General features: G+C 62.2%; 15 protein-coding genes and 1 pseudogene. 11 read left to right on the top strand and 5 right to left on the bottom strand.

The features are described from left to right. Positions 1–4: 4 nt before the first annotated feature. The 3 genes from ACI2JX_RS15950 (at position 5) to ACI2JX_RS15940 (ending at position 3,292) form a co-directional block, all read left to right on the top strand. Entirely contained in the window at positions 5–1,279 is a 1,275-nt protein-coding gene (locus tag ACI2JX_RS15950) for an OprD family porin (protein WP_404690456.1), read from the top strand. Positions 1,280–1,546: 267 nt separating this feature from the next. Next, on the top strand, positions 1,547–2,923 hold the full coding sequence (locus ACI2JX_RS15945; RefSeq protein WP_404690455.1) for an amino acid permease: 1,377 nt from the start codon (positions 1,547–1,549) through the stop codon (positions 2,921–2,923). A gap of 198 nt (positions 2,924–3,121) precedes the next feature. Continuing rightward, positions 3,122–3,292, top strand: coding sequence for a hypothetical protein (locus ACI2JX_RS15940; protein WP_404690454.1), 171 nt, complete (start codon positions 3,122–3,124; stop codon positions 3,290–3,292). A 20-nt stretch (positions 3,293–3,312) separates the two neighbouring features. On the opposite strand, the gene ACI2JX_RS15935 is transcribed toward ACI2JX_RS15940, so the two are convergent. After that, on the bottom strand, positions 3,313–4,935 hold the full coding sequence (locus ACI2JX_RS15935; RefSeq protein WP_404690453.1) for a methyl-accepting chemotaxis protein: 1,623 nt from the start codon (positions 4,933–4,935) through the stop codon (positions 3,313–3,315). A gap of 267 nt (positions 4,936–5,202) precedes the next feature. Between ACI2JX_RS15935 and ACI2JX_RS15930 the strand changes: the two genes are divergently transcribed. The 3 genes and pseudogenes from ACI2JX_RS15930 to ACI2JX_RS15920 all read left to right on the top strand — a co-directional run bounded on the left by ACI2JX_RS15930 (position 5,203) and on the right by ACI2JX_RS15920 (position 6,650). Continuing rightward, complete coding sequence (locus ACI2JX_RS15930) at positions 5,203–5,454, top strand: hypothetical protein (protein ID WP_264232968.1); 252 nt, start codon at positions 5,203–5,205, stop codon at positions 5,452–5,454. Between the two features lie 143 nt (positions 5,455–5,597). After that, positions 5,598–6,098, top strand: a pseudogene (locus ACI2JX_RS15925) (PAS domain S-box protein); the annotation flags it as partial. After that, entirely contained in the window at positions 6,081–6,650 is a 570-nt protein-coding gene (locus ACI2JX_RS15920; protein ID WP_404690616.1) for a methyl-accepting chemotaxis protein, read from the top strand. The pseudogene ACI2JX_RS15925 and the gene ACI2JX_RS15920, both read left to right, overlap by 18 nt. 24 nt (positions 6,651–6,674) lie before the next feature. Here the strand turns inward: ACI2JX_RS15920 and ACI2JX_RS15915 are convergent, their stop codons facing one another. Continuing rightward, on the bottom strand, positions 6,675–7,424 hold the full coding sequence (locus tag ACI2JX_RS15915; protein ID WP_404690452.1) for a cache domain-containing protein: 750 nt from the start codon (positions 7,422–7,424) through the stop codon (positions 6,675–6,677). 63 nt (positions 7,425–7,487) lie between these two features. Further along, positions 7,488–8,240: a FadR/GntR family transcriptional regulator gene (locus ACI2JX_RS15910; protein ID WP_186554503.1), complete on the bottom strand. Its 753-nt coding sequence runs from the start codon at positions 8,238–8,240 to the stop codon at positions 7,488–7,490. Positions 8,241–8,502: 262 nt separating this feature from the next. Between ACI2JX_RS15910 and ACI2JX_RS15905 the strand changes: the two genes are divergently transcribed. From ACI2JX_RS15905 to ACI2JX_RS15885, 5 genes are all read left to right on the top strand, one after another. After that, positions 8,503–9,927, top strand: coding sequence for a gamma-aminobutyraldehyde dehydrogenase (locus ACI2JX_RS15905; RefSeq protein ID WP_404690451.1), 1,425 nt, complete (start codon positions 8,503–8,505; stop codon positions 9,925–9,927). Between the two features lie 226 nt (positions 9,928–10,153). Then, complete coding sequence (locus ACI2JX_RS15900) at positions 10,154–10,759, top strand: dimethylamine monooxygenase subunit DmmA family protein (protein WP_392467136.1); 606 nt, start codon at positions 10,154–10,156, stop codon at positions 10,757–10,759. Next, complete coding sequence (locus ACI2JX_RS15895) at positions 10,756–11,724, top strand: PDR/VanB family oxidoreductase (RefSeq protein ID WP_186554506.1); 969 nt, start codon at positions 10,756–10,758, stop codon at positions 11,722–11,724. Before ACI2JX_RS15900 ends, ACI2JX_RS15895 begins: the two co-directional genes overlap by 4 nt. A gap of 17 nt (positions 11,725–11,741) precedes the next feature. Continuing rightward, positions 11,742–12,788 (top strand): DUF3445 domain-containing protein, encoded by a 1,047-nt coding sequence (locus tag ACI2JX_RS15890; RefSeq protein ID WP_186554507.1) that lies wholly within the window; start codon positions 11,742–11,744, stop codon positions 12,786–12,788. 71 nt (positions 12,789–12,859) lie between these two features. Next, complete coding sequence (locus ACI2JX_RS15885) at positions 12,860–14,065, top strand: MFS transporter (protein WP_404690450.1); 1,206 nt, start codon at positions 12,860–12,862, stop codon at positions 14,063–14,065. Positions 14,066–14,124: 59 nt separating this feature from the next. Here ACI2JX_RS15885 and ACI2JX_RS15880 read toward each other — a convergent pair whose 3' ends face one another. Both ACI2JX_RS15880 and ACI2JX_RS15875 read right to left on the bottom strand, forming a co-directional pair. Continuing rightward, positions 14,125–15,483, bottom strand: a complete 1,359-nt coding sequence (locus ACI2JX_RS15880; RefSeq protein WP_404690449.1) for a carbohydrate porin — start codon at positions 15,481–15,483, stop codon at positions 14,125–14,127. Positions 15,484–15,590: 107 nt separating this feature from the next. Then, the coding region (locus tag ACI2JX_RS15875; RefSeq protein ID WP_404690448.1) for an FAD-binding protein at positions 15,591–15,833 on the bottom strand (243 nt) is incomplete at its 5' end.

Below are 15,833 nucleotides of genomic sequence, written 5' to 3'. Positions count from 1 at the left end.
AATAATGAACATCCTTGCACGCGCTACACCGCCTCGCTCTACCAGCGACGTAAGCTCAATAGCCATCGGCCTGCTCTGCACCACAGCCGCACTCGGCGTTGCGGCAGACAGCCTGGTCGACGACAGCACAGCCACGCTGAACCTGCGCAATTTTTATCACAACCGCAACTTCGTCGACCCCGCATACCCCCAGGCCAAAGCCGAGGAATGGACGCAGAGCTTCATCTTCGACCTGCGTTCGGGCTTCACCCAGGGCACTGTGGGCCTTGGCGTCGACGTGCTAGGGCTGTATGCACTCAAGATCGATGGCGGCCAAGGCACGGCGGGCACGCAACTGCTGCCGGTACATGCTGACGGCAGCCCTGCAGATGATTTTGGCCGCCTGGGCGTAGCGCTCAAGGCCCGCTACAAGACCACTGAATTGAAAGTGGGTGAGTGGCTATCCCTACTGCCCATATTGCGCTCCGATGACGGCCGTTCGTTGCCACAGACCTTCCGCGGCGCTCAGCTGACGTCTCGAGAAATTGACAACCTGATCCTGTATACCGGCCAGATGCGCGGCAACAGCCCGCGCAATGACGCCAGCATGGAACGTATGTTCATGGCCGGGCGCCCGGACGCCAGCTCCGAGCGTTTCAACTTCGCTGGCGCTGAGTACCTGTTCAACGACAACGCCACACAAGTCGGCCTCTGGTATGCCCAGCTTGAGGACATTTATCAACAGCGCTACCTCAACGTGATCCACAGCCAGCCTGCCGGTGATTGGACCCTTGGCGTCAACTTCGGCTTGTTCGTCGGCGATGAACACGGCGCAGCCAAAGCCGGCCAACTGGATAACAAGACCACCTCGTTGCTACTGAGCGCGAAAATCGGTGGGCATACCGTCTACCTGGGCTTGCAGCGAGTGGCTGGTGAAACCGGCTGGATGCGGGTCAACGGCACGGCCGGCTACCCATTGGCCAATGACACCTACAACTCCAGCTACGACAGCGCCCATGAGCGTTCCTGGCAACTGCGGCACGACTTCAACTTCGTGGTACTGGGTGTGCCCGGCCTGACCCTGATGAACCGTTACTTGTCCGGTGATCATGTGCAAACCAGCGCTGGCCGGCGCGGCAAGGAATGGGGGCGGGAATCGGAGCTGGCCTACGTGGTGCAAAGCGGCCCGCTCAAAGACCTGTCGCTACGTTGGCGCAACTCCACCCTGCGCCGTGACTTCAGCAGCTACGACATCGATGAGAACCGCCTGATCGTCAACTACCCGATCAAGTTCCTCTAGCCCTGGCTCGGCGGACGCCGGCGCTTTGCAAGCACCGCCCTCAAGAAAAATTCGCAGGATGTTGTGCGCAGAATTCGCTTGAGCTACGCGCCTGCCTTGTCCAAGGTGGCCAGCCTGATAGCCATTGCCTAAAGAAAGGCTACAGGGCGTGGACGCAGGCGCACGACGATGCCTGCGTTGGGGGGCGACAGTCTTTGCGGGGGACACCGGTTGGTGCGCTGCGCAACTGTCGCCGACTCCTCCCGAATAATAAGAGAGGACAAGGAAATGCATTCCAACAGTCTGAAGCAAAGCCTCAAACAACGGCATATCACCATGATCGCGCTGGGCGGGGTGATCGGTGCGGGGCTGTTCATGGGCTCGGGCAAACTGATTGCCTCGGCCGGGCCTGCCGCGATTCTGTCGTACTTCATCGGCGGCATAGTGGTCACCTTGGTGATGTTCATGCTGGGCGAGATGGCCTGTCGCAACCCAGATGCCGGCTCGTTCTCGACCTACGCCAACACCTACCTCGGCGAATGGGCAGGCTTTGCTGTCGGCTGGTTGTACTGGTTCAAGTCGATGTTGACCATCACCTTGGAAGCAGTGCTACTAGGCGCAATCCTGAATGATTTTCTGCCAGGGCTACCGATCTGGGCAGGCGCTTTCATCATGCTGGTGACGCTGATGGCGAGTAACGCCTACTCGGTTAGATCCTTCGCCGAAGTGGAGTACTGGCTGGCGGCAATGAAGGTGGCCACAATTGTCATCTTCATGGCGCTGGGCATCTCGATTCTGCTTGGCCTGCACAACGATATCCCCTCCCCTGGCTGGGTCAACCTGACCGCTCACGACGGCTTCATGCCCAATGGCCTGTCGCCAGTCATGGCAGGTGTGGTGGTGGTGATCTTCTCGCTGGGCGGCAGTGAAATCGCCGCCGTGGCGGCCGGTGAATCGGAAAATCCACGCAAGAACGTCATTCGCGCGATCAAGAGCGTGATCCTGCGGGTGATGCTGTTCTATGTGGGCTCCGTGTCGATCCTGATCCTGTGCCTGCCTTGGACCGACACCGCCAACCTGGCCTCACCGTATGTCTCGTTGTTCACCCTGGCTGGCTTCAGCGGTGCCGCGGTGGCGATGAAGATCGTGTTGTTCATCTCGTTCATGTCGGTGATGAACTCGTTCATGTTCTCCAACTCGCGCATGCTGTTCTCGCTGAGCCAGCGTGGCCATGCGCCGAAGTTGTTCTCGCGCACTACCTCCAAAGGCGTGCCGCTGAACGCGTTGTTGCTCAGCTTGAGTATCTGCTTGTTGATTCTGACCGTGCACTTCATCAGCGGTGGTGACCTGTTCATGACCCTGGCCAAAAGCAGCGGCACGTTCGTGATGATCGTGTGGATCTTCATCATCATTGCCCACTGGGCCATGCGCTGGAAAACCCGGCATGAGCCGGTGGACCCGAGCGCGTTCCGCGCGTGGTTCTTCCCGTACGCCAACATCGTTGCGCTGTTTGCCCTGCTGGCGGTGATCGTTACCCAGGCATTCGATCCGGCCTCGCGGTTCCAGTTCTGGTTCACCACGGTGACGTCGTTGATTGTGGTGGCGGCGTATTTCGTGATGCGCAGCCGGTTGGCGGGGAAATCGGTTGGCTATGCCGGGGGCTGATTGCTAGGGCGTAGGTTGTGGGCGCTCTGGCCTCAACGCGGGGCAAGCCCGCTCTTCCCCCCTAAAGCAGCGCCGGCGACGCTCGATCTGCCAAATCAGAGGGAAGGAGTGCCAGCTCCGCTCAAGCGGGCTGCACTCTGGCGGGCAGGACGTTATGGTGAGGCTCTGGAGACCATCGCATCTGCATCGGAGGCAGTCATGACCACCCTCTTTCGCATCACCGTATTCCTGCTGGTGGTCGGTATGCTGCTGGGCGATATCCTGCTGGCCAGTGTTGGGCTGGTCGGGGTGTGCAGTCTCGCGGTGTACACCAGCATCCAGCAGGACAAGCAGGCCGCTTGCCCTGCGGAGTCTGAGTTTCTTGCCTAGTTGCCACGCTTGAGCGCAGCTCAGAGGCGGAAACGTTTCATCATGCCGCTCAAGCCAATCGACAGGCTGGCCAATTCCTGGCTTGCCGCACTGATCTGATCCGCGCCCTCGGAGGTCTGCACCGCCAGATCGCGGATGTTGAGCAAGTTGCGGTCCACCTCGCGGGCAACTTGAGCCTGCTCTTCAGTGGCGCTGGCTACCACCAGGTTGCGCTCATGGATAGTGGTTGCGCCGTTGGTGATTTCATCCAGCGCTTGCCCGGCAAGCTCAGCCACCTGCAGGGTATGACCGACCTGCTGGCTGTTGCTGTGCATCGACTCGACGACCCGCGCCGTGCCCTCGCGAATGGCATTGACCATCTCCTCGATCTCCAACGTCGAGCTCTGGGTCCGTGCCGCCAGCGCCCTGACCTCATCGGCCACTACGGCAAAGCCCCGTCCAGCTTCACCCGCCCGCGCCGCCTCGATTGCCGCATTGAGCGCCAGCAGGTTGGTCTGCCCGGCAATCGCGCCAATCACATCGAGCACCTTGCCTACCTGCTGCGATAACAATGCCAGGGCCTCGATCTGCCGCGATGCTTCATGCACATCGTGGCTCATCTTGCTGATCGAATTGATTGCCTCGCCCACCCGCTCACGCCCGCGCCGTGCGGCATCCTCCGACTGGCGGGAGATCTCAGAGGTGCTCACCGTGTTGCGCGCCACTTCTTCCACCGCAACGCTCATTTCGGTCACCGCGGTGGCGGCTTGCTGGATCTCGTCGCTCTGTCGATTGAGGTCGCCGGAGGTCTGCTGGGTAATCGCCGACATCTGTTCGCTGGCTGCCGCCAGCTGATGCGAGGAATCGCCGATCAGCCGCAGGGCATCCGTGAGACTAGCCTGCATCGCCGCCAGGGCATGCATCAGCAGGGTCGCCTCGTCACGGCCAGTGGCCTGTACGGCATGTGAGAGATCACCCTCGGCGATATTCTGCGCGACGCGGATGGCTTCGCGCAGTGGGCTGACGATACTACGCGTCAGCAGCCAGGCCAGGGCAATGGTCAGCAACAGCACCAGGCCAATGACGCTGAAAGTCAGGTACAGCGCCCGCTGGTAATCGGCGCGGGCTTGAGCGGTGTGCTGCTCGGCGGCTTCGCTGCTGAACCTGACCAGGCTGTCGTACAGCTCGCCGATGCGGTTGGAGATGTCCTGCATGGCGCCGCTGAGCATGGTCTGCATCGACGCCAACTGATTGCGCTCGGACAAGTCCTTGTACTGGTCGAGCAGCACCCGGTACTGGTCGATCAGTTGCTGCATTTCGGCAAACGCCGGTTTGCCCGCTGCCGGCAGCACTGCGCCGTAACCTTGGACGCCTTTGTCGAGCAGCCCCTTGAGCACTTCCAGGCGCGCCACGGTTGGCGCCAGCTGGGCAGGATCGCGGGCGATGGCCATACGCAGGGTGATCACCCGCAGGCCGAGCATGTGGCTGCGCACCTCGCCCAGGTAGCGAGTGCCGACGTTGGTCACCTGTTCGGTGTACACCACCGCTTCGCGCATGCTGGAGATCTTGTCGATGGAAAACAGCCCGAGCACCACCACCAGGGCGGCGATCAGGCTGAAGCTCAAGTAAGAGCGAGTGGCGATGGTGAGGTGGCGTAGTGACATGGCGACGCATCCGGGTGGCAGTAAAATGTACTACCCATTACGTTCGGCATTGATCGCGGAAGGTTTAGCGCTAACATGCGATCTGTGCTCGATAATCGAACGGCTTGTGCCTCCCGCTAGCGTGGCGCTGCGCAAGCGGCGCCAAATCTACCCTTAGGCAAAACCAATACCCACTATCGACCAAAGCAATTTCAACTCAATACACCCCCTCCTTAACCTTGCGTCATCGACTCGCCTTCACCAATCTCGCGCCAAGGAGCTCCCTCGATGACCATCACAGCCCGCCTGCTTTTCGCTACCTTGCTAGCCATTGGCCTTAGTGTGCTAAGCGGCTGTGCCAATCATCCCGAACTGCGCCCCTACAGCGCCGAAGAAACTCGCCAGTTGCAGCTCGAAGCCCTCGCCCGTCAGGGCCTGACGTTGGAACAATATGAGCAGCGCAGGGCGTCGATCCTACGCGCCGACCGTGCTGAAGCAGTTGCCGAGACCGTACAGGCCCGCCCCCCAATCAGCGGTTGATCGACTGGCAGTAGCGCGAAAAGTTGTACAAGGATAGATATTTGTACAATTATTCCGCGCATGATGGCTTAATAGCGCCACTGCTGCCGCCCTCCTCCTCGGATGATTACCGCTGCGCAGCATCGTCCCTCGGAGCCTCTCAGATGTTCATGCGCACCCGCATCCACCAGCAACTGTTGCAAAAGTCCCAGGCACACCAGACCGCCCTGGAAGGTGAGTTGGCCGCCCTGCGGGAATCGGTGGTGACCTTTGAACGGGAGATCGACGGCTATAAGCTGCGGGCGCACAAGCAATCCAGCTACAACACCGCAATCGATCGTTCGATGGCGGTGATCGAGTTTGACCTGGATGGCGTGGTGATCAACGCCAACGCAAATTTCCTCAAGGTGATGGGCTATCGCCTGGAGCAGGTGCGCGGCAAGCATCATCAGATGTTCTGCTTGCCCAGTGAAAGCCACAGTGACGGCTATCAAGCGTTCTGGTCTGAGCTCAACCGCGGCATATACAAAACAGGGCTGTTCCAGCGTGTCGACAGCCGCGGCGTCAGCATCTGGTTACAGGCCAGCTACAACCCGCTCTACGACGACCAAGGCAAACTCTATGGGGTGGTCAAGTTCGCCACCAACGTGACCCCCGATGTCGAGCAGCGCCAGGCCGAATCACACGCGGCGCTGCTGGCGTTCGAGACCTCCCGAGCGACCGATGAACATACCCAGCGCGGTGCTGCGGTGGTCCAACAGACCGTGACCGTGGTGCAGAGCATTGCCGACGAGCTTGAGCAGATGGCCAGCGGGGTCAGCGCCCTGAGCGCGCAATCCGAACAGATCGGCAGCATTGTCGATGCGATTGGCAGCATCGCCGAGCAGACCAACCTGCTGGCCCTCAACGCCGCCATCGAAGCCGCCCGTGCGGGCGAGCAAGGGCGGGGTTTTGCCGTGGTCGCTGACGAAGTGCGTAATCTTGCCCAACGGACCAGCAAGGCAACCGTGGCAATCAGTGAGGTGGTCGGGAAAAACCGCCAACTGGCTCAACAGGCGGTTGCCAGCATGCACTCCAGCACCCTGAAAACCGAGCAAGGCGTTGCCTTGGCGAACCAGGCAGGCGCGGTGATTGGCGACATCCATCAAGGCGCCCAGCAAGTGGTGCAGGTGATTGGCCAGTTTGCCCAGCGCCTGGAGCAGCGCAACACCGGCTGAGTCCTGGGCGGCTGGGCTCGCAGGTCAAGGCGCTTTGCGCAGCGCCGGCAAGCGTACCAGCGACCAGCCCGCTTGCGACTCAGCCAACGCCAACCGTACGCCATTCTGCGGTACCGTGTTCAACAAGGCCTGAGCCAGATCACCGACCATCCAGTTGGCGGTATTGGAGGCGATCACCCGGCCATCGGCGGAAATCAGCACCGCTTCGTGGTCCAGGCGCATCAGGCTGCGTACCAGCAAGCGCTCAAGGTTGTGCAACGACAAATCCAGCCCGGCGACGCCAATGAAGCGCCCCTCTACCACGATCGGCATGGTGAAGGTCAGCACATACATGTTGGTACCGTACAGATCCACGTACGGACCTTCCACCACGCTTTTGCCGGTATCGCGCGGGCGGCGGTACCAGGGCATTGCGGTGTAGTCGTAGAAGTTCTCCCGGCGACGGTCGAAGTTCGGCCGCAGAGGCAGGGTCTTGCCGCCATCAGCCAAGTACCACCATTCCAGGTGCATCTCGCGGTCGGCCAGGCAATGGGGCTCGACAATAACCCCGCCGCCACAGCCAAAGGCGCCGGTGGCCAGCAATTGCTGGTCGATGGCTGGACGCAAGGTGGCCAGGTCTTTGGCGAGCGGCTGGCGCCCTTCGGCCAGGACCCGTTGCCACAGCGCTCGGGTTTCTTCGACCAACAGGCGAACCTGGCTGAAGATGGTCCCCAGGGTGGTGTCGAGCTGTTCGGCACAGGCCGACAAGGGATCGTTATCGCTCAGGGCAAACATGGCATTACCTCACGCAGGTTTCGGCTTTCTTGTTATAGGGCGATGGCACAGCGGTAAGGGGCGTCAGTGCTCCTCGGCCTGGGCCAGCAGCTCCAGGCGCAAGCTGATCAAGCGCTTGATACCGCGGCTGACATGGGCCTCGGCCAACGCTCCAGCCAACACCGCGTCACCTGCGACCAGCGCCTGTAGAATCGCCTGGTGCTCGTGTTCGACCACGCTCACATCGCCGCCACCAGCGGCTTCCATCCACAGCAACTCCCCGACTTCCGATTGCAAGCGCATCTCGGCGTGGGTCAAACGCAACGACTGCGCGGCAGCCGCCACTTCGATATGAAAGCGCGCGTCGGCGCGGTGGCGGGCCAGGCGCGAGCCCGCCTGCCTGAGGGTTTCGATATGCTGGGCGATGCGCGCTTGCTGCTCGGGTGAGCTGCGCTTGGCTGCCAGGCGTGCTGCAGTGCCCGAAATAGCAGTTTGCTCATCGCCCAGGTCGCGCAGATCGGGGCCACTCATCTCGCGTAGGCGCTGCATCAGCAACGCCTCGGGCAACTCGACCGGGGTGCAGACGAAACTGCCGCCATTGCGACCCCGGCGTGTCTCGATCAGGCCGCGCTGACGCAGCACTACCAAAGCCTCGCGCAAGGTCACTGTGGCAACCCCCAGCTGCAGGGCCAGCTCCGACTCGCTGGGCAGTTGCTGACCCTCGGCGAACAGTCCGAGCTCGATGGCTTCGACCAGCCGCCGCGCCACCTCATCGGTACGCCCTTCCTGGCGCAGCCGGATGAACGCGGTATTTCGAGCAGTATTCAGGGCAGTCATTGCCTCTCCCTAACAAGCATTGCAAGGCGTGGCGGGGGCCTCGGCGAAAAGGTTCAGTTTCGCATCTTATAGCGAACGGCCGCCCGTCCGATACCGTTGAATTTCTCATTCTACCGGGCAAAAGGAGCTTTTCGAAGATATTGGCAAACTTCAAACATTAAGATATGGTTTCATAGGTTTAGAGATTCAGCGGGCCGCAACAGGGTTCTGCGCGACCTGCGTCAAGCGACTTCCACCAATAAGACCGACCAAGGAATACGCCATGCAAACCAAACTCCTGATCAACGGCCAGTTGGTCGAGGGCCAAGGCGAGCCCTACGCCGTATACAACCCGTCCCTGGGCGAAGTGCTGGTGCACATCCCAGAAGCCTGCACGGCCCAGGTCGACGCCGCCGTGCAAGCTGCCGACCAGGCCTTCGACAGTTGGTCGCAGACCCCGCCCAAGGAACGCGCGCAGCTGCTGCTCAAACTCGCCGATCGCATCGAAGCTGAAGCTGAGCACCTGGCCCGCCTGGAGTCGCAGAATTGCGGCAAGCCCTATCAGGCTGCGCTCAACGACGAGATTCCGGCCATTGCCGACGTATTCCGCTTCTTCGCTGGGGCCAGCCGCTGTCTGTCGGGCTCTGCCGGTGGTGAGTACCTGCCGGGGCACACCTCGATGATCCGCCGCGACCCGCTCGGCGTGGTCGCCTCGATCGCACCGTGGAACTACCCACTGATGATGGTCGCCTGGAAGCTCGCCCCTGCCCTGGCGGCTGGCAATTGCGTGGTCCTCAAACCATCCGAGCAGACCCCGCTGACCGCCCTGGCCCTGGCCGCGATCATGGCCGAGCTGTTCCCCGCTGGCGTCGTCAATGTCCTCTTTGGTCGCGGCGCCAACGTTGGCGAACCGCTGGTCAACCACCCCAAGGTGCGCCTGGTATCGCTGACCGGTTCGGTGGCCACCGGCTCGCGGATCATCTCCAGCACTGCCAGCAGCGTCAAACGCACGCATATGGAACTGGGCGGCAAGGCACCGGTACTGATCTTCGACGATGCCGACATCGACGCCGCCGTCGAGGGTATTCGCGCCTTTGGCTTCTACAACGCAGGCCAAGATTGCACCGCCGCCTGCCGCCTGTATGTGCAGCAAGGGGTCTACGAGCAGTTCGTCAGCAAGCTTGGCGAGGCGGTTGGCAGCCTGCACATGGGCCTGCAGGACGATCCTGAGACCGAATTGGGGCCGCTGATCACCCGTGAACACCTGGAACGCGTCGAAGGCTTTGTCGAACGCGCCAAGGCGCAGCCGCACATCCGCGTGATCACCGGCGGCAAGCGCGGCCCTGGGCCGGGTTTCTTCTTCGAGCCGACCGTGCTGGCCGATGCCCGCCAGGACGATGAGATCGTTCAGCGCGAGGTGTTCGGGCCAGTGCTGAGCATCACCCCGTTCACTGATGAAGCCCAGGCCCTGGCCTATGCCAACGACTCCGACTACGGCTTGGCCTCCTCGGTCTGGACCCGCGACGTCGGCCGCGCCAACCGCCTCGCTGCGCGCCTGCAATACGGCTGCACCTGGGTCAATACGCACTTCATGCTGGTCAGCGAAATGCCCCATGGCGGCATGAAGCAGTCCGGCTATGGCAAGGACATGTCCATGTACGGCCTGGAAGACTACACCTGCGTGCGCCACGTCATGTTCAAGCACTAACCCCGGTATGCGCGGCGCACCTGATCGGGGCGGCGCGCACCACCGAGCAGCACCATCACTCAAACAAACCTGATGAAAAACGCTTCAAACGCGTCCTCGACATAAAACATATAAAACCATAGGCAATATGGCATGGGTTCTGCTTTGCACCCTGCTCTAGCCTGAAACCAGCCGTCTTTGTTACTTCCCGGCACAACCGGGGTAACGGCTTACGAGGTGTGTCACCATGCTTATTACCGGCATCAAGAGCCGTCCGGTCTACGACCGGCTGCAACCCATGACAGGTGGCCTGCGCCATTTGATCGCGGGCCAGGGTAGCGGCGGTGTGGCCATGCTGCGCTTGATCGCAGACATGACCCCCGGCCAACGCCAGCACAGCACCGTGCTCTATTCCAGCGAGTCGTTCTCTGGCCACGACCACTTGCAGGCGCTGCAAGCGGCGCAGGTTGCCGACCTGCAAGCGTTCCCCAGCAACCAAGCGCTGCTCGACGCCCTGCGTGCGCAGCTCGGCGTGGCGTGCATGGGCACTCGGCTGTATCTCAGCGGCTCGGAAAGCTTCATCGGCACCGCCATGCAAGCGGCCAACGCCGTCGACCTGAACCGCGACGAAGTGCTACGCGAACACAGCGGCACCTTGGTCCGCCGAGTGTGGTGCGCGCACTGCGACACCTACACCGAAAACGTAACGCAAAGGGTCTTCAGCTGCCCGGGCTGCCAGCTCGATCTGGTGGTGCGTGACCACTATTCCCGCCGCCTGGCCGCCTTCCAGGGCATCAAGGCCGATGGCGAAGTCCCAGGCGAACTGCCCGCAGCCGAGGAGCTCGACACATGAATACCCATAACGGCACGCTCAGCGTGCGGGTTGCCCGCATCGAGCAACTGACCCCTGAGATCAAGCGCTTCACCCTGGTCGACCCGGATGGCAAGCACTTGCCAGCGTTCTCCGGCGGCAGCCATGTGGTGGTGGTAATGGAAGACGGCGACAAGACCCACCGCAATGCCTACTCGCTGATGAGCTCGCCCTACGACTCCAGCGCCTACCAGATCGCCGTACGCCGGGTCAGCGACGGTCGTGGCGGTTCACGCTACCTGCATGAGCACGTCAGCGAAGGCGCGCTGCTGCAGATCCTGCAGCCGGCCAACCTGTTCCCCCTGGCCAAGCACGCTCGTCAGCACCTGTTCATCGCTGGCGGCGTGGGCATCACCCCGGTGTATTCGCAACTCGAGGAGCTGCAGCTCAAGCAGTCGACCTTCGAGCTGCATCTGGCCGTGCGCGGCCCGCAGCACACCGCCCTGGGCCATGAACTGCAAGCGCGCTATGGCGATCGAGTGCACTTGTATGTGCAGGGCCAGGACACGCGCATGGATATCCGCACCATCCTCGCCGCTCGCCCGCTGGGCAGTCATGTCTACGTCTGTGGCCCGGACAGCATGATCGACGACACCCTCGACAGCGCCCACGCCCTGGGCTGGACCGACAGCCACATCCACTACGAGCGTTTCGTCGAGCAAGGCTCCAGCGGCCAGCCGTTCAGCGTCACCCTGGCGCGCCAGGGCGTCACCCTCGAAGTGCCGGCCGAGCAGTCGCTGCTCGAAGCCGCCGAGCAGGCCGGCTACAAGGTGCCCTACCTGTGCCGCGGCGGCGCCTGTGGCTACTGCGAGACCGAAGTCCTGCATGTCGATGGCGAGCTCGACCATCGCGACGACTGGCTCAGCGATGAAGACAAGCTGAGCAATCGCAAATTCATGCCTTGCGTATCCCGCGCCAATTGCAGCCGCCTGGTCGTAGACCTCTGAGACAGGAAAACAACAACATGACCGTATTCAAGCCTATCGAAACCTACGCCGACGTTGGCGCCGGCCACACCTACAGCAACAGCCGCGAAGCGATCCTGCGCCTGCCCTTCCCTTATCCGGAAGACCAGTACATGTACTCGATGAACGTCGAGCCGCATGTACCGTTTGGCAACGGCGCCCTGCGCGCGCAGTTCGACATCGACGAGCACTACATCTCCGAATGCCATCACCGCGCGCAGACCCTCGACAGCCAGCCAGGGGTGCACTACGCCGCCCTGCCGCACATGATGGAAGCCCAGTGGGACTTGCTCGAACTGTTGATGGAGTCGTATTCGCGGGACTTCCCCGAGCACTTCAGCCTGGAGAAGAACGGCAGCCAGTGGCACTGGGTCAACCGCCCGCTGCAAATCGACGACACCTTCACCTTCGGCGACGCCAGCACCCTGCCGATGGAGCCGATGGAGTACATCACCCGCCAGGCCCAGGGCGAGTTCATCCTCCTCGAAGAACGTGACGACACCTTGGTGATGGGCGCCGGCATGGCCACCCAGCGCGCCGACTACTCGCTGCGCTTCAACCTGGGCATGAGCTTCATGGAGTTCCACGGCCCGGTGCCCAAGTTGCACGAGATGGGCATCTTGCAGCGCGCGCTGAAGTTCCTCCTGCGCCTGCGTCCAGGCCACCCGGTGCGCCGGACCAACTGGTCGATCACGGTCAATCCGCGCCTGGAAACCTCCGCCGAAACCCTGCCGGACTGGGCGCCTGATCGCACCATCGTCACCCCAGAAAACGCCGGCGAGCTGGTCAACCTGCGGGTCGAACTGCAGCCGCTGCACCGCCTGCCGCGCAGCAACGCCGTGCTGTTCCCGGTGCGCACCTACCTGGTCAGCCTCGCGCAACTGGCCGAGTTTGCCCCGCAATGGGCCAAGCGCATGCACCGGGTGATCCGCGACCTCGACCAGGAGCTGGTGGATTACAAGGGCTTTACCCGCTACCGCGATGCCATGGTCAGCTGGCTGGCGCAATACGACGACGGCACCCCGGTCGACGAAAGCCAGCAATAAATGCAAACCCGCAGGCGCGCCGATGAGGGCGCGCCATTACCCCACGACGTGCTTCTAACAAGGGTTCACCCATGAAAACAATACGCAACGTCTTGCCCGAAAGCTGGAGCCTGGTGTTCTCTGCCGCCGGTTCCGCCTACGGGGTCGGTTTGCTTGGCCTGTGGGCCTTGCCGTTCCTGATCAGTGCAATCATTCATGACCTGCAGCTCAACGAGGCCCAGGCCGGGCTGCTGATGTCGGCAGAATTTGGCTTCACCATGCTCGCCTCGTTGCTGGTCGCGCCGTTCATGGGCCGCGCGCCACGACGCACCCTGGCCCTCCTCGGCACGGTGCTGGCGATCGCCGCCAACCTGGTCAGTGCCAATGTCGACAGCCTCTATGGCCTGGCCGCAGTCCGCTGCGTCGCGGGTATCGGCGCCGGCCTGGCCCTGGCCTGTGGCAATGCGGCGGTGTCCAGCGCCAAGCACCCTGACCGGATCGCCGGGCACATGAACGTGCTTTCGGTGGTCCTGATGATCGTGGTGATGCTCGGATACGCCAAGGTCATGGCCCTATACGGTCTGTCGGGCTTGTACTACGCCATGGCCGCGACCATGGCGGTGATGCTGTTGGCCATCCCCGCAATGGCCCAACGTGCGCCAGTGGCCGACGCTGCACCCGTGAGCCTGGGCAACGGCAAGGGCGGCGGCAATATCCTGCTCAGCCTGCCGGCGATCTGCATGATGCTGGCGATGTTCGTGTTCCAGGCCCGCGACACCATGGGCTGGGCCTTCGTCGAACGGATCGGCACGATGGTCGGCTACAGCGGCGATGAGCTGGGCGTACTGTTGTCGTTCCAGTCGTTCGTCGGCCTGATCGGTCCGCTGATCGCGGCCATGGTCGGTAAACGCTTCGGCATGAGCACCCCGGTGATCCTGGCGATCCTGCTGACCGGCGCAACCAGCCTGAGCTACGTGCTCGGCGAGCACTCCAAGACCCTCTATACCGCAGGCGTGATGACCATTTGCGTGACCTATTTCTATGCCCTGAGCTACCTGACTGGCCTGGCCGCAGCGCTGGATCGCGAAGGTCGCGTGGTAGCCGCCGCCAGCAGCTTCCTGAGCCTGGGCCTGGCGGTAGGCCCGGCGATTTCCGGTGGGCTGATCTCCCTGGGCGGCTTCACCCTCGCGGCCTGGGGAATCGGCGTGACCGTGGTGTTGACCTTGCTGCTGGTGAGCGTACCGCTGGCCAGCATTCGTCGTGAGCCTGCGCCCTTGACCCCGGCGGTAGCACTCTAGGCGACACGCTGGGGAGGAACGACACCGAGCCATTGCAGCTCGGTGTCGTTGATGGCAGATCAGAAACTGTTCTGCATCTTCAGCCCCACCACCCAAGCGTCATCCACTTCACTGACCCCGCCCGGGTTGCGCACATACTGGATGTTAGGGCGAATCACCAACCACTTGGCCACCTGCACGCCGTAGTACAGCTCGGCGTCGTACTCGTTGCCTTGCACGGGCTGATACAGCGGACTGTGGTAGTCGGTCTGACCATTGGCCTGGTTTATCGCCTTCTGATTGTTGCGATAGCGCGAGTTGGTGCTGATGCGGGCCACCCCGAAACCAATTTCATCCTCGGGCCGGGCGTCGAACAGCCCCTTGTAGGTCAGCCCGGCCTGGATGAAGTGCCCCACCTGGCTGGTCTCGCGATCCTGCACGGTGACGTTGGCGAACAGCGACAGGCCCCGTGCCCGGTCGCCCTGATGGGCCGTGACTTGCTGGCGGGCCACCAGCCAGTAGCCATATTTGCTGTCGCGGCTGGCCATCGCACTGGACAGGTCTCCCGGTACCACACGCGACTGCACGTCGGCAGCATCGGCGCTGCTGTAATAGCCGCCCACGCGGTACTCGCCTGGCAACGAATTGACGGTCGGCGTCCACAGCAGCTCGACCGGCAGGATCACCCCTTCCCCCCCACTGAAGTTCAGCTTGAAGCCATTGTTGTCTTCGAGCAGGCTGGGGTTGTGTTCATATACCCCGACCTGAATATAGAGCTGCGGCGCCAAGGCGTATTTGACCCTGGCAGCCCACTGGGAAATCGGCCAGTTGTACCAGATACCACTGCCCGCCCAGTTGCCCATCTGCGAGCCACACAAGGCCAGGTTCTGGAAGTCGCAGGGGAAGCTGTTGAAGTCTTCTCCCTCGCCAAAACGACCAACTTTGACGTTGAGCCGCTGGTCGAAATAAGACTGGCTAAGCCACATCTGGGTCAGCCGCCAGGTCTGCCCACGCCCCCAGACCTCTTGGTTGGAGGAGTACATCGGCGCACGCGGATCACTGATCCGGTCGTTACTGATATTGCGCCCTTCACGCTCAGTGATGGCCAGCTTGAAGGTCGCATCCTGCCAACCAAGGATTTTCTGCAAATCCAACTGCGCACCCAGGGTGAACTGCCCGCTCCAGCGCGCCGTGCGGTTCTGGTCATAGCCACCATGGGCGTTGTAGCCCAGCTCGCCGACGTAGTCGAGGGTCAAGTCATAACCCTGCTCGATCAGCGCCGTTCGCGTGCCGCCCCAATCGCCGGTCATGCCGGCTGCCTGCGGGTCGAAGGCCCCGGCGGCGTTGGCCTGGCCGCTGCCAGCCAGCAGCAAGGCCAGGGCCAGGGAGGCTTTGTCGAAGGCGTGCGAAGACCCCGCAAAAGAGTGAGTGTTGTACATGTTCTGCCGACCTCTGTTGTTATTGCTATGAGTGTTGGGCGCACAACTGCCCGATCACGGCATGCCTGCTGGCATGCCGCGTCGGGGAACAAACAACTACGAATCGATCAGAGCGAGGCTTGCAGCTCAGGCAATGCCTCGAACAGGTCCGCGACCAGGCCGTAATCGGCAACTTGGAAAATCGGCGCCTCTTCATCCTTGTTGATCGCAACGATCACTTTGGAATCCTTCATGCCGGCCAAGTGCTGGATCGCACCGGAGATGCCGACCGCGATGTACAGCTGCGGGGCGACGATCTTGCCGGTCTGGCCGACCTGCATGTCGTTGGGCACAAAACCTGCGTCGACCGC

This window comes from Pseudomonas sp. NPDC088890 (assembly GCF_044900155.1).
In the GTDB taxonomy this organism is placed as follows: Bacteria; Pseudomonadota; Gammaproteobacteria; order Pseudomonadales; family Pseudomonadaceae; genus Aquipseudomonas; species Aquipseudomonas urmiensis.
The sequence above is the reverse complement of the archived record's forward strand: the minus strand, read 5'-3'. Positions and strand labels throughout refer to the sequence as shown.